Here is a 14,683-nt window from a genome sequence, read left to right on the forward strand (position 1 = left end):
GTGGTATCGTTATTGTCTGTAGTATAAGAATAATTCGAAATAACGTTGTTAAAGGATGTAGACATGGGATTTTTCCCGGCTACATCCTTTTGTTGACCATAGAGGGGGGTATCTTTTGAATCTGGAGAAATGCGCGGGCTGGGTAACACATCTTCAAAAGAAGATGCCGTTTGATACTTTGCGTGTCTTTTTGATCTTGGGCACCTATATCTTGGGGGAAGTCGGTTTTTTCCCGTTTGGCTCCTCATTTCGGTTAGGTTTGGGTAGCGTTTTTTACGTGTTGTGTCTCGACAGATTTCCAAGGTTAGCGACTTTTTACAATGGGTGGTTAACAGGAGCCGTAGTCGTTCTCTTGCGAATTTTAGAGGGTCGCTTAGCTTATGTGCAACCGTGGTCAACTCTCTTTCTGGAAAATTCCCCCGCTATTCTTTATTATGTGGCTTTGACTGTCGGTATGGTTATACCAAAGGTTAAAAAAGAAAAAGAAAACCCTGTTAGCACGAGTCTGTATTTTGTGTCTTTTGATTTTTTGGCAAATGTATTAGAGCTCGTTTTTTCTGCTAACTTTCAAGTGGACAGACATAGTTTAAGTATATTAGCACTGGGAGCAGGGATTAAAGGGCTTTTCTTTCTAGCCTTTATTGCGACCGTGGAATTCTTTCGGCAACGGATTTTACGGGAGAAAGATAAGGAAAAGTTTCAAGGACAACTTTTGCTGGGGGCAACCCTTTACGCTGAGGGGTATTTTCTTAAAAAGATCATGAGAGATATAGAAGAAACAATGGAATGTAGTTTTCAACTTTATCTGCAAGCAGGACATGATTCCACGGAAAATAGGCACCAGCCTTCACTGTTAAATCTCGCTGAAAGGATTCATGAAATCAAGAAGGATACGCAACGGGTTTTCAGTAGTCTCAATGCTATAATTGAACCTAATGACTATTCTCGTGTTGATCTGAACGAACTGCTGACTATCGTAATCGAAAGTCAGCAGCGCTACGCCAAGGCTCATCAGAAAATGATTGAATGGATTACGTCTTCTAACTCTCGGATTTGTCTAATGGATAATTTTTTTCCTATCCTTGTCGTTGTTAACAATATTTTGGCGAATGGGATTGATGCAATTGAAGAGCAAGGACAAATTGCTGTAATTTGGCATTTGGACCGTGCAATACTTAACCTGCATCTCGGGAATACGGGCAAGCCCATTTCTCACGATGATCGAGAACTCATTTTTTTACCTGGGTTTACAACGAAATATTCAGAAGTAGGTACCGCCTCAACAGGAATCGGGCTTACGCATGTGCAACATGTTCTCAAAGAGTCTGGTGGGAAAATAAGAATCACACAAACTAGCCGGATACACGCATGGACATGGTTTCATGTTCAAATTCCAATATCCAGCATGAGCGAGATAGTCATCTAGTTTGCCTTTGTCTGACATGCGTATATAATAGTACAACAAGACTAGCCAAAATTTCTCAGGCACGGCAACTTTACGACAATTGTAAATAAGGAAGGAGACAAAAACATGATTGAAATCGGGAAATTTCAAACCCTTACTATTGCTAATTTTACTCCCTTTGGCGCCTATTTAGATGCAGGCACGGGTGTTCGGCACGATAATGTCCTGTTACCCATAAAGCAATTACCGGAGGGTGCTAAAGTAGGAGACGAATTAGAGGTATTTATCTATCGAGATTCCGAGGAACGGTTAATTGCTACGACGAGAAAGCCGCTGGCTCAATTAGGGGACCTGGCTTATTTGAAAGTTAATGCCAAGACGAAGATCGGCGCTTTTTTAGATTGGGGTTTAGAAAGAGGATTATTTTTACCTTTTAAAGAACAGAAATATCCAATCCAAGTGGGTAAGGAATATTTGGTTAAGGTCTATTTGGATAAGAGTCAGAGGCTAAGCGCCACGACAGAGATTTATGAGTATCTTACGGCAGAAACTCCTTATAAAAAGAACGACAAAGTCGTAGGAACGGTTTATACTGTAAATCCTGGCATTGGGGCTTTTGTCGCAGTAGATAATAAGTATATGGGACTCATACCGGTCAATGAGTATTTCACAGATTTAAGAGAAGGCGATCAAGTTGAGGCTCGAGTCATAAGAGTTAGGGAAGATGGTAAGCTTGATTTATCTCCTAGAGAACTTTCTTATGCCCAAATGGAAAACGATACAGTGAAAATCCTCCAAGGGATCAAGGATCATGAAGGATTCCTATCCCTCAATGATAAAAGCAGTCCCGTTGAAATTCAAAGCCGCCTACATATGAGCAAAGCAGCCTTTAAAAGAGCTGTAGGGAAACTGTTAAAAGAGAATAAGGTCAGACAGACGGAAGGCGGTTTGAAGGAAACAACTTCTGAAGAGGGATACTAATGAAAATAATTGTAGATGCGGACGCTTGTCCGAGGGTGGTTTTGCAAATTTGCATAAGGGTGGCTCGCGATTTTGCTCTGCCTGTTTGGACAGTAGCCAGCTTTAACCATAATATTGAGTCTGACCATCACGTAGTCGTTGGAAATGCTTCCCAAGAAGCAGATATTCGGGTCATGAATCTTGCTCAAGCGGGAGATGTCGCAGTGACCCAAGATTGGGGTTTAGCCGCAATGTTATTAGGGAAAGGGTTAAAGTGTCTAAGTCCGAATGGACAAGAATTTAGTGAGACGACGATTGAATTTTTACTTGAAGAGCGGGAGGAGAAAGCTAAGTTTCGACGAGGTGGTGGCAGGACCAAAGGACCGAAAAAAAGAATGCCAGAAAATGATCGGCAGTTCGAGGTCAGTCTTCTGAAAATCCTTAAATTGCTATAAAACAAGAGCTTATTCTTCTGGAAACGCAGCAAACGAGGTTTGCAGGATGGAGTTGCCAAAGGAAAAATAAGCAAGTCGCAGGGTTTAACAGAGATATCACTCCCTCTCCCGCTCCATGAGCGGCATCTAGGGCAAGCGAGATGAGCATTTTTAATTAACGCGCTAGCATGCTTAGATTTGGAAGTCAAAGGGGAGGAGGGGAGTAGATAAAAGTGCGAAAGACTTTGCACTTTTAGTAAAAGTTGATTAAAATAAAGAATGATATTAGATCAAACGATGGAGGGAAATCATGAGTACTGTAGTAGAAACAAAGGAATTTCAAACGGAAATTCGGCAATTGCTGGACATAGTAATCCACTCTCTCTACACTGAGCGCGAGATATTCTTAAGAGAACTTATTTCCAATGCAGCCGATGCTATGGAGAAACTTCGCTACACACAGCTTACAGGCCCAGAGGTTAAAGACAAAGATTTAGCATTAGAAATTTTAATTGATACGGATGATAACGCCCATACATTAACCATTACGGATACCGGGATTGGGATGTCGAAAGAAGAATTGGTCGAGAACTTAGGAACTATTGCTCATTCTGGATCCAAGGAATTTATTAAACACCTTACTGCAAAAGGAGATCAAAAGGATCTCAACCTTATCGGGCAATTCGGGGTAGGTTTTTACTCGGCCTTCATGGTCGCAGATCAGGTGACGATATATACCCGTTCCTATCAACAAGAGGGGCAAAGCTTTGTCTGGGAATCAGACGGTGTGGGAAGTTACACAATTACCGAAGGAGAAGATCATAATCGGGGAACGAAGATGGTCCTCCACTTAAAAGAAGATGCCTATGATTTTGCCAAGGAAGAAACCATCCAACGAGTCATTAAGCAATATTCTAGTTTTGTACCCTACCCAATCACTGTTAATGGGCAGAAAGTGAATACCGTTGATGCCCTTTGGACCAAGAACAAAAATGAAATTACAGATGACGAGTATAACGAGTTTTATAAGTTCATCGCCAATGCTCATGATGAGCCGCTCTTTCGTCTCCATTTCTCCTCAGATGCTCCTTTAAATATTAATACACTCTTATTTGTTCCAAAGGAAAATCTGGAGCTGTTTGGTTTCGGACGAACGGAACCGGGCGTAAACCTGTATTGCAAAAAAGTCCTCATTCAAGAAAAATCCTCGGTTATTCTCCCCGAGTGGCTGCGCTTCTTAAGAGGGGTTATGGACAGTGAAGAGCTTCCGCTTAACATCTCTAGGGAAACCATGCAGGATAGTGCCTTGATCAGTAAGCTCAACAAAGTGGTCACTGGTCGTTTCCTGAAATTCCTTGAAGGTCAAGCGACCTCTGAACCAGAAAAGTACAAAGAGTTCTGGGAGAAGTTCAACCTCTTTATTAAAGAAGGGGCTGCGAATGACTTTACGCATCAAAAAGAACTCGTTAAGCTTCTGCAGTTTGAATCCTCAATAACCCAGTCGGGAGAACTAATTTCTTTAGCTGATTACGTGGGTCGAATGAAAGAAGATCAATCCACTATCTATTATGTTAATGGTCCTTCGCGAGAGGCGATCGAGTCTGGTCCGTATCTAGAAATATTCCGAGACAAAGGACTAGAAGTGATCTATACGTATGCAGCAATTGACGACTATATCTTTGGCGCGATCGGAGAATATGAAGGCAAGAAACTCGTTTCTGCTGACCAGGCTGATTTGGATTTAAGCAATAGTGTGCCAAAGGATCGAAGCGAACAAGCCTTGTCTGAAGAGGAAGTTCAAGTTTTGACGGGTTGGCTTAAAGAGATTTTGGGCAGTAAGGTGACCGAGGTGCGAGAATCTAAGCGCTTGGTAGACAGTCCTGCGCTTGTTCTTAGTCCGTATGGAACGAACAGTATGCAGCGGATGATGCAACTCATGAACAAAGATTTGAATAATCTGGGTCCAAGCGTGTTAGAAATTAACACAGAGCATCCAATGATAAAACGTTTGGATGCAGCGCGAAAAAATGAAGATTCCTTTGCTAAAATCGCAGCTGAACAGTTATTTGAAAACGCTCAAATTGCGGCAGGGCTTATACTTGATCCTAGAGGAATGGTAAACCGACTCAACGAAATTCTCGAGCGTGCGTTAGGCTGAGGAACAAGAAGTTACTATTAAAAAATGAGAAAGGGGCTGCAATTTTTTGCAGGCCCTTTTCATTTAAGGCACACTCAGAACTATAGAAAGTGTTAGTTCTTACACAAAAGAAGCATTCTATAAATAAAAGTTGATAATACAATACGATTATCTAATTGATCAATAGTAAATATGAATTTTACAAGCTGCTGAAAATTCCTTAGACTGATAGTGATAATAAGAACAAACACAAAGAAAGGTCGGTGTTGGATGGGGGTAGGGGATTAAAGCCATTCAGCATCGACTGAGTTGTCTTGGATGAAGAACTTCAAACTACAAGGAGTGGTCAAGAATGAACATGACACTGAAGGACCTCCTGGAAAAAAGGAGATCCGCGATTTCAACAAAGTGGTTTGATGCGATTATTGACACGTATCCAGCCGATGACTCAGGCTTTCTGAAAAAACAAAAAGACAGGTTTACTAATCCGGTAGGTCATACGTTCACTCGAGGAGTTGAAAGTATCTTAGAAGCCCTCATCGGAGGAGAAGACATGAATGACAGTATACCCTTCCTTAACGATATTATCAAAGTTAGAGCAATTCAAAATTTTGCCCCCTCAAAGGCTATAGAATTTATTTTTCTTCTTAAAAAAGTTGTTCGCGAAGAACTGGAAAAAGAAATCAGGCAGAACCAGATCAATGATGAATTGTTAGGGTTTGAATCAAAAATAGATGATCTGGCGCTTATTGCCTTTGATATATATGCAAAATGCCGAGACCAGTTAAGTGAACTCAAGACAGATGAACTTAAACGGATGACATTTTCGTTATTGAAGAAAGCAAATTTGATGTCCGAGATCCCTGCTCAAGAATTTGAGCACAAAGACCTAAATTTCAATATTTAAGGAAGGAGGTCGTAGAGTGAAAGCCTTGTTTTCTTTCCTCGCTGTAATGATACTCATTCTGGTCGCCACCGTAGGAGTAAGCGTGGCAAATTTACACTATCTTTTTGGTATTATCATACCTTATTTGGCATTCGTTATGTTTGTAGGTGGATTTGTTTATCGCGTCATCAAATGGGGTAGGTCGCCAGTTCCCTTTCGTATTCCCACAACCTGTGGACAACAAAAATCCCTCCCGTGGATTAAGCAGAATAAGATTGAAAACCCAACGAGTGTATGGGGCGTTATAGTAAGAATGGCTTTAGAAATACTCCTGTTCCGTTCCCTGTTTCGGAACACGAAGACTGAATTAAGGGAAGGTGCTAATGGTCCGGAATTAGCCTACGGTTCAGCAAAATGGCTTTGGGTAGGAAGTTTGGTTTTTCATTGGTCGTTCCTCATTATTGTCATCAGACATCTTAGATTTTTCCTAGAGCCAATACCGTATTTTGTTCAACTATTAGATGGAATAGATGGTATTTTGCAAATTGGATTACCACCGATTTACTTGACAGATATGTTCTTTGTCATTGCGGTGACCTTCCTGTTTCTCAGAAGAATTGTTATTCCGCAGGTTAAATACATCTCGCTTCCTGCCGATTATTTTCCTCTCTTTATGATTTTTAGTATTGCTACATCAGGTATACTTATGCGGTATTTTTATAAAGTTGACATTGTCGCTGTAAAAGAATTGGCGATTGGATTGGCGCAATTTCATCCCGTACTCCCTGCAGGAATTGGTGTTATTTTCTACATCCATATATTCCTTATCAGCATTCTGTTTGCCTATTTCCCACTTAGTAAACTGATGCATATGGGTGGTATTTTCCTCAGCCCAACCCGAAACATGATTAGCAACAATCGTATGGTTAGACACATCAATCCATGGAATCATGAAGTCGAGGTTCATACCTACGAGCAGTATGAAGATGAATTCAGAGAGAAAATGAAAAAAGCTGGTATACCGGTAGTAAAGGAGTGATCGCGGATGGCGAAAGTAGAGAAGGTTAAACTTCCAAAGCCACAAGAACTATCTAAGATAGATTTCAAACCACCCACAACGGACTGGATGGATACACCAACTGTGTTTAAACCTGGTACGTATTGCTGGGGTGCAAAGGAAAAAGATCTTCTAACTCTTGGGTTGCCTAACCCGAGGCAGTGGTCGCCAGCCGACGAAGACTGGAAATTGCCAGAGGGCTGGGAAACAACAATCTTAGAGGGAATGGCAGAAAGGCTTTCTAAATATCGCTCTTTTAAAATATTTATGGATATTTGTGTTAGATGCGGTGCTTGTGCCGATAAATGCCACTTTTATATTTCCACTGGCGATCCAAAAAATATGCCCGTTCTAAGAGCTGAATTGATAAGATCAGTCTACAAAAAGTATTTCACGAAGTCTGGCAAATTTCTAGGGCGCTTAGCCGGGGCGAGAGAACTTAATGAAGATGTGTTAAAGGAATGGTGGTCATACTTCTTTCAGTGTACTGAATGCCGTCGATGTTCAGTTTTCTGTCCTTATGGTATTGACCAAGCTGAGGTTACTATAATTGGTAGAGAACTTCTTAATTTAGTGGGTCTGAACATCGATTGGATTGCAGGACCTGCCGCAGCCTGTTATATGAAAGGCAATCACCTTGGTTTGGAGCCCCATGCAATTACGGGTAACATCGAAACTATGTGCGATGATATTGAGGATATTACGGGTATTAGAGTAAATCCAACCTTCAACAGAAAAGGTGCCGAGATAATGTTTGTCACTCCCTCTGGTGACCTCTTAGGTGAACCGGGGATTTACACATGTATGGGTTATCTCATGCTTTTCCATGAACTCGGTCTAGACTACACTTGGAGTACCTATGCTTCTGAGGGTGGAAACTTTGGCTTTTTCACCTCAAATGACATGGCAAAGAGGCTCAATTATAAGATATACGCGGAAGCGAAACGATTAGGGGTTAAATGGATCATCGGTGGAGAATGCGGCCACATGTGGAGAGTCCTGAATCAATACATGGATACATGGCACGGCCCGGCAGACTTCCTGGAAGTTCCGAAATCCCCGATTACCGGCACGGTCTTTGAAAATGCCAAATCTACTAAAATGATTCATATCTCCGAATTTACGGCTGATCTGATCAAACACAATAAACTTAAACTTGACCCCAGTCGTAACGACCAATTGAAGGTTACGTTCCATGACTCCTGTAATCCTTCCAGAGGTATGGGATTACTCGAGGAACCACGAGAAATCATTAAAGCTGTTTGCAATAATTTCTACGAAATGCCAGAAAACACGATCCGAGAGAAAACATTCTGCTGTGGAAGTGGATCTGGACTCAACGCCTCGGAAAATATGGAACAGCGGATGAGAGGCGGATTCCCTCGAGCCAATGCTGTTAAGTATGTTAAAGAAAAGCATGGAGTTAACATGTTGGCAAATATTTGTGCAGTTGACCGGGCAGCTTTACCTGCTCTAATGGACTACTGGAATCCTGGTGTAGGCGTTGCTGGTGTGACTGAGCTACTTGCCAATGCTTTAGTGATGAAAGGCGAGAAAGAGAGAACTACCAACCTACGCTTTGAAGATTTGCCAGGAAAAGGGGGTAATGAGTAATGTATAAAGGCGGAAGAATAATTGCTTCACTCATTATCTTTGTTGCTATTCTAGCCTTTCCCTTCGTCTATAATTTGGGGAAAGTAAACGCAGGACCAGATATACCTGTGGTTCAACAATCAGCAACTACACAATGTGTAGAACCAGCAGAATATATGAGAGCTAATCACATGCAACTGCTCAATCAATGGAGAGACGCTGCTGTACGTGACGGAAAGACTGAATATGTCAATAGTCAAGGAAAGACTTTCGAAATTAGTCTTCAATCCTGTCTGAAATGTCATTCGACTGGGACGGTACCGAACACAGGAGGAGTAAGTAATCCAGCTTTGAACACAGGTGGAGTAAGAAACCCAGCAATAAATAGCTCGGACCAATTCTGTGTTTCATGCCATAATTATGCAGCAGTAAAGCCTACCTGTTGGAGTTGCCATTCTGGTCCAAAGGGGGCAACGAAATGAGTATCAATAGAAGACAATTTTTGAGAAGAGCTAGTATTGTTACGGCATTAGGACTTGGGGGCTCATTTGTTATTACTGGGTTCCGCGGGAAAAAGGTAGAGGCGGCATCTGAATACGAGGCGAGTCAAAAAGGTCTGGTGGCAAAACATTGGGCTATGGTAGTTGATATGAGTAAGTTTAAAACCGAAGATGACTTTACACGAGTTATTCAATCTTGCGATACTATTCACAACATTCCTGACATTGGTAATACGAAGGATGAAATTAAGTGGATATGGAAAGATGATTACGAGCATACGTTTACTGAGTCAAAAAATGAATATCTGTCTGAGAATTTTAAAAACTTACCTTTTATGGTAATGTGTAATCACTGTGAAAATCCTCCTTGTGTCAAGGCTTGTCCTACTGGGGCAACGTTCAAAAGGCCAGACGGAATTGTTGCGATGGATTTTCATCGTTGTATTGGTTGTCGATTTTGTATGGGTGCCTGTCCATTTGGAGCAAGAAGCTTTAATTTTAGGGATCCAAGGCCTTTTATCAAGGAGATAAACCCGGATTTTCCCACAAGGACAATAGGAGTCGTGGAAAAATGTACCTTCTGTGTTGAACGATTGGCTGATGGAATAATGCCAGCATGCGTGGAGGCCTCTAAGGGCGGGTTAATTTTTGGCGATTTGGATGATCCTAATTCAGAGGTTCGGAAAATTATTAGTACGAAATACACGATTCGACGAAAATCTGAGTTGGGAACTCAGCCGAGCGTTTACTACCTTGTAGGAGGTGGAGATCATGCTTGAAAAAGCTCTGACAGGTAGTAAGCGGTATTGGGCATGGATTATAGTGTTACTCGCTGTGATTGCAGTGGGCTTTATGGCCTACCTTAGACAGTATAATTATGGCCTAGGACTAACAGGGATGAGTAGAGATGTTTCGTGGGGATTGTATATTGCTCAGTTTACATTTCTAGTGGGTGTAGCTGCTTCGGCCGTTATGCTTGTCACACCTTATTATCTTCATGACTTTAAACGATTTGGTAAAATGGTCATCCTCGGTGAATTCCTAGCGATCGCCGCTGTGATCATGTGTATCTTGTTTATTTTTGTGGACGTTGGACAGCCAATGCGGATTTTGAATGTTCTTCTCTATCCTCAGTTACACTCAGTCATGTTTTATGATATGTGTGTTTTAGCCGGATATCTCGTTATTAATCTTGTCGTAGGATGGACTACTCTTGGTGCTGAGCGAAAAGGAACTCCTCCACCAAAATGGGTTAAACCTATAATTTATCTCTCGATTCCCTGGGCCTTTAGTATTCATACAGTAACAGCTTTCTTATATGCTGGTCTCCCGGGTCGACATTTTTGGTTGACAGCTATCATGGCTGCACGCTTTCTGGCCTCTGCTTTTGCTGCAGGTCCTTCACTCCTTATTTTACTGGCTTTATTGGTAAGAAAGCTCAGTAAATTTGATCCGGATCCTGGCCTTGGTGCGATTCAATCTCTGGTCAAAATCATTCGCTATGCTATGATTGCCAATGTTTTTTTCTACCTATGCGAGGTGTTCACAGCTTTCTATAGCAATTTACCAGATGAAATGGCCGCTTTTAAGTATGTGTTCGTTGGACTTGACGGACATACTAGCCTAGTACCCTTTATGTGGACAGCCGCTGTTCTTGCCTTTGTTGGGATTGGGTTATTAATCTTTCCAACGCGTAAGAATAAAATACTTTTGCCTATTGCTCTATTATCTATATTCCTTGCAAATTGGATTGATAAAGGAATAGTGCTCATTATTGCTGGATTTGTTCCAAATTCCTTTGAGCGAGTAACGGAATATTTCCCAACTAGTAATGAGATTTCCATTGTGCTTGCGATTTATGCTATTGGGGCACTGATAATTACGGTTCTCTATAAGATCGCAATTTCAGTAAGGGAACAAAATCAAAATTAGTTACGTTTTTGGTAATTGTTTGGGGGAGGCTTTCGTACTTTTTTACTCAAACAATATCAAATTTTATAAACTCACAAAGGAGGAAATTTAAATGGCTCAACTAGTAGTGGGGGATTTAACTGTAGAATTGGATGAAGATGGTTTTCTTGAGGATCATTTAGTATGGACTGAAGATGTGGCTAGGGCTCTCGCTACCACTGAGGAAGTGGAAGAGCTCACCGAAGATCATTGGAAAATGATCAACTACCTAAGAGACTATTATGAGCAGTTTGGTGTTGCTCCGATGGTTCGCAAAATGGTAAAAGATACAGGTTATGATCAAAAGAAAATTTACGAACTATTCCCAGCTGGCCCAGGGAAAGGCGCTTGTAAAATTGCAGGTCTGCCTAAACCAACGGGTTGCGTGTAATTGACTCACTGAGATTCGGTTTTGCGCGTAAGAGTAAGATTAAGATTATTGGTATGTCCTATAAAAACCGTATGATTAGAGCCGATCACTTTAGTGATCGGCTCTAATCGTGTTTTCTTAGGGACGAAAGCGGGACAAACATCCTTTCTGTTTTTAATTAGGCCAGGATAACTTAGATTTTAGATAGCGAACTAATAAATATACCGTTTGAATTGAGATTACAAAATGGTGTATGATGAAGTCGCCAACTGAAAAGAAGGAATTCACGGAAAATGCTAGAAGTTATTTCAAGATAGGCTTAAGGAGAGCAATACTATGGCGCAGCTTGAGTATCGGCTATTTGACAAGGTAAATAGTTGTCCCGCTCTTTATTACTATTACCCTATTCCAACTGGCTGAAACTAAACCTCCTATAAAGCGTTACGAGGTTTTCAAGAGTTCATCATAATCGTTGGTAATCATTAAAGGGAAGAGTTTTTTCTAAAAAAACCGCCCTACGTATAGAAGGAGCGACAGAATTGGATAGTGAGAGATTAATTAAACAAATTGAGTTTATTGTAGAAGTTGATAAGCTAAAAAGAATCTTTAGACAAAATGCTATTATTGGGACTATAGAATCGGAAAATGATGCCGAACATTCATGGCACTTGGCTGTTATGGCAATTTTACTATCCGAATACTCATCGACTAAGGAATTGGACATGTTACGGGTCTTAAAAATGCTTCTCATCCACGATCTTGTAGAAATTCACGCGGGAGATACCTTTTGCTATGACGAAAAGGGCAATCTTGACAAGCTAGAGCGTGAGCAAAGGTCTGCCGATAAATTGTTTAATATACTGCCATCAGATCAAGCTCAGGAAATTATGAACTTATGGCTTGAATTCGAAACGATGGAAACTCCCGAAGCGTGTTTCGCGGCAAGTCTTGATCGCTTACAACCCTTGCTCTTGAATTATCATACAAGTGGACATACTTGGAAAAGGCCGGGAATCAACAGTGAGAAAGTTCTGAAAAGAAATAGAGTATTAGAGAAACCTGTCCCCCTCCTTTGGGAATATGCACAAGAGATTATTGAAGATTCTATTCAGAAGGGTTACCTTAGGAAATGATTCGTACCAACCTTGGGAACTGGGCCTAGGTGTCTGAGCGGGAAAGGTCCTTGTAATCAGAAGATATGAGGAGAATAATATGGATCATCTTATGAATACTCGTACAAAGGTTCTAGAGAAAGGAATAGAAATACTCGCGACAAACCTCACGGTAGGAACTTGGGGAAATATCAGTTGTCGAGTCCCAGGGGAAGACTGTATCGCTATTACCCCGTCGGGAATGAACTACAACTTATTAGAGCCTGAAGATATCGTTATTTTAGATTTGGACGGGTATATTATAACAGGAACACGCAAACCTTCTATTGAGGTACCACTGCATTTAGCGATTTATAAGGCCCGCGAGGATGTGCAGGCTATTATACATACCCATAGTCCTTACGCGACCACGATGGCTACGGCTCGTAAGGACATCCCAGGTGTAGTCGAAGATTTGGTGCAAATTGTGGGTGGAAATGTTAGGGTCAATAAATACGCGCTTCCAGGAACGGAGCAACTAGGTATCAACACCGTCAAAGCATTGGAAGGGCGAAATGCAGTATTGCTTGCAAACCATGGCATGCTGGGAGTAGGTCGTGATTTAGAAGAAGCCCTTAAAGTTTGTCAAGTGGTAGAAAAGTCAGCACAAATCACGCTCCTAGCGCAACTAATGGGTGGGGTTGTGGAATTATCTCAAGACGATATTTGCGGAATGCGAAATTTCTACCTTGATACCTATGGACAGAGATATTGAGTAAGATATTTTTGAAACAGCTCAGGCCGTCGACGACGTTTATACATGAACGATTTAGGTAAGTTCAGGAGCGTATCCTACATGCAAGAGAATTTTGCAGAAAAAATACCCGTTTTAGAGTATAATCAGTAAATACACCTACATGCATAAATACATTTGATAGAGAGAAGGAATATAGAATATGAAATCTACCATTCGAGATTTAACCCTAGCACCCCTTGGCCAGAGTAAAATTGATTGGGTGGCCCCACGGATGCAAGTGCTTAATATGATACGTAAGGAATTTGAGGAACAACAACCCTTTGCAGGTAAGAAGGTTGTTATCTGTCTTCATTTAGAAGCCAAAACTGCTTACCTTGCTCATGTAGTTCGAGCGGGAGGAGCGGAAGTGACCGTGGTTGCTAGCAACCCACTTTCTACTCAGGACGATGTAGTCGCTGCTCTTGTACAACAAGGAATCGAAGCACATGCTTGGCACAATGCGACGGAAGAAGAATTCAAACAGCATCTGCAATTAGCCCTTGATACTGAGCCAGATTTTATTATTGATGACGGAGGAGATCTTGTCTCGACAATCCATACAACACGTCCTGAACTCCTTAATAAAGTTAAGGGAGGAGCGGAAGAGACGACGACAGGTGTACTGCGCTTACATTCGATGGCCCGCGACGGTGTTCTCAAGTTTCCGATGATTGCGGTCAATGACGCACAATGCAAGTACTTGTTTGATAATCGTTATGGTACAGGCCAATCCGTTTGGGATGGAATTATGCGGACGACAAACTTGGTAGTGGCTGGTAAAACGGCTGTTGTTGCTGGGTACGGCTGGTGTGGTAAAGGAGTTGCTCTTCGTGCTAAGGGATTAGGCGCACGTGTTATCATTTGCGAAATTAACCCCATCAAAGCAAACGAGGCTTTGATGGATGGTTTTGAAGTTATGCCCATGTCTGACGCGGCTAAGTCTGGAGATTTCTTCATTACGGTTACGGGTAATACGGATATTATCAATAAAGAACACTTTGTCCTAATGAAATCTGGTGCTATCTTGTGTAATGCTGGGCATTTTGATGTGGAGGTCAACGTTGCCCAACTGAAAGAACTAGCTATCTCGGTAAGACAGGCTAGGACTAACATTACAGAATATACTCTTCCAGATGGCCAACTATTGTACCTTCTGGCCGAGGGACGGCTGGTCAATCTAGCTGCTGGAGATGGGCATCCTGCGGAAGTAATGGATATGACGTTTGCGCTTCAAGCACTCTCTCTACAGTATGTTGCTTTGAACTATGACAAACTGTCTACCGAGGTTTATCAAGTCAACACTGAGATTGATGAGAAAGTGGCTATGTTAAAACTTCAGTCTCTTGGATTGTCGATTGATACTTTAACCAAGGAACAAGTGGGGTATCTGGCGTCATGGAGCTCTGAAGAGAAGTCTTGAAAGCCGATGCGTTGATCCGAAGAGCAGGGATGAGGTAATAAAGTTAGGGCATGACTGAACTTGTGGAATGACAGGCAAAAAAAC

General features: G+C 41.6%; 14 protein-coding genes. All 14 read left to right on the top strand.

Translation table 11 applies throughout. The features are described 5' to 3' along the window. Positions 1–115: 115 nt before the first annotated feature. The 14 genes from DSOL_RS16560 to DSOL_RS16625 all read left to right on the top strand — a co-directional run bounded on the left by DSOL_RS16560 (position 116) and on the right by DSOL_RS16625 (position 14,599). Entirely contained in the window at positions 116–1,426 is a 1,311-nt protein-coding gene (locus DSOL_RS16560) for a sensor histidine kinase (RefSeq protein ID WP_075365938.1), read from the top strand. A gap of 105 nt (positions 1,427–1,531) precedes the next feature. After that, a complete protein-coding gene (locus DSOL_RS16565; protein ID WP_075365939.1) occupies positions 1,532–2,386 on the top strand; it encodes a CvfB family protein in 855 nt (284 codons plus the stop codon). After that, positions 2,386–2,820 carry a YaiI/YqxD family protein gene (locus tag DSOL_RS16570; protein ID WP_075365940.1) on the top strand — a complete coding sequence of 145 codons (435 nt, stop codon included), beginning with the start codon at positions 2,386–2,388 and terminating at the stop codon, positions 2,818–2,820. The genes DSOL_RS16565 and DSOL_RS16570 overlap by 1 nt, the downstream gene beginning before the upstream one ends. A gap of 289 nt (positions 2,821–3,109) precedes the next feature. Continuing rightward, positions 3,110–4,957 carry a molecular chaperone HtpG gene (gene htpG / locus DSOL_RS16575; RefSeq protein WP_075365941.1) on the top strand — a complete coding sequence of 616 codons (1,848 nt, stop codon included), beginning with the start codon at positions 3,110–3,112 and terminating at the stop codon, positions 4,955–4,957. A 331-nt stretch (positions 4,958–5,288) separates the two neighbouring features. After that, positions 5,289–5,843 (top strand): RsbRD N-terminal domain-containing protein, encoded by a 555-nt coding sequence (locus tag DSOL_RS16580; protein WP_075365942.1) that lies wholly within the window; start codon positions 5,289–5,291, stop codon positions 5,841–5,843. 16 nt (positions 5,844–5,859) lie between these two features. Further along, complete coding sequence (dsrM, locus tag DSOL_RS16585; protein ID WP_075365943.1) at positions 5,860–6,861, top strand: sulfate reduction electron transfer complex DsrMKJOP subunit DsrM; 1,002 nt, start codon at positions 5,860–5,862, stop codon at positions 6,859–6,861. 6 nt (positions 6,862–6,867) lie between these two features. After that, positions 6,868–8,493: a sulfate reduction electron transfer complex DsrMKJOP subunit DsrK gene (gene dsrK / locus DSOL_RS16590; RefSeq protein ID WP_075365944.1), complete on the top strand. Its 1,626-nt coding sequence runs from the start codon at positions 6,868–6,870 to the stop codon at positions 8,491–8,493. Next, positions 8,493–8,954 (top strand): sulfate reduction electron transfer complex DsrMKJOP subunit DsrJ, encoded by a 462-nt coding sequence (dsrJ, locus tag DSOL_RS16595; RefSeq protein ID WP_075365945.1) that lies wholly within the window; start codon positions 8,493–8,495, stop codon positions 8,952–8,954. The genes dsrK and dsrJ overlap by 1 nt, the downstream gene beginning before the upstream one ends. Further along, positions 8,951–9,751 (top strand): sulfate reduction electron transfer complex DsrMKJOP subunit DsrO, encoded by an 801-nt coding sequence (gene dsrO / locus DSOL_RS16600; RefSeq protein ID WP_075365946.1) that lies wholly within the window; start codon positions 8,951–8,953, stop codon positions 9,749–9,751. The genes dsrJ and dsrO overlap by 4 nt, the downstream gene beginning before the upstream one ends. Further along, positions 9,744–10,904 (top strand): sulfate reduction electron transfer complex DsrMKJOP subunit DsrP, encoded by a 1,161-nt coding sequence (gene dsrP / locus DSOL_RS16605; RefSeq protein ID WP_075365947.1) that lies wholly within the window; start codon positions 9,744–9,746, stop codon positions 10,902–10,904. The genes dsrO and dsrP overlap by 8 nt, the downstream gene beginning before the upstream one ends. A gap of 91 nt (positions 10,905–10,995) precedes the next feature. Continuing rightward, complete coding sequence (locus DSOL_RS16610) at positions 10,996–11,313, top strand: TusE/DsrC/DsvC family sulfur relay protein (RefSeq protein WP_075365948.1); 318 nt, start codon at positions 10,996–10,998, stop codon at positions 11,311–11,313. Between the two features lie 518 nt (positions 11,314–11,831). Beyond that, a complete protein-coding gene (locus DSOL_RS16615; protein WP_075365949.1) occupies positions 11,832–12,425 on the top strand; it encodes an HD domain-containing protein in 594 nt (197 codons plus the stop codon). A 79-nt stretch (positions 12,426–12,504) separates the two neighbouring features. Further along, positions 12,505–13,158, top strand: coding sequence for a class II aldolase/adducin family protein (locus tag DSOL_RS16620; RefSeq protein WP_075365950.1), 654 nt, complete (start codon positions 12,505–12,507; stop codon positions 13,156–13,158). A gap of 181 nt (positions 13,159–13,339) precedes the next feature. After that, positions 13,340–14,599 (top strand): adenosylhomocysteinase, encoded by a 1,260-nt coding sequence (locus DSOL_RS16625; protein ID WP_075365951.1) that lies wholly within the window; start codon positions 13,340–13,342, stop codon positions 14,597–14,599. Positions 14,600–14,683 lie beyond the last annotated feature (84 nt).

Origin of the sequence: Desulfosporosinus metallidurans (assembly GCF_001936615.1) — a bacterium.
Classification (GTDB): domain Bacteria; phylum Bacillota; class Desulfitobacteriia; order Desulfitobacteriales; family Desulfitobacteriaceae; genus Desulfosporosinus; species Desulfosporosinus metallidurans.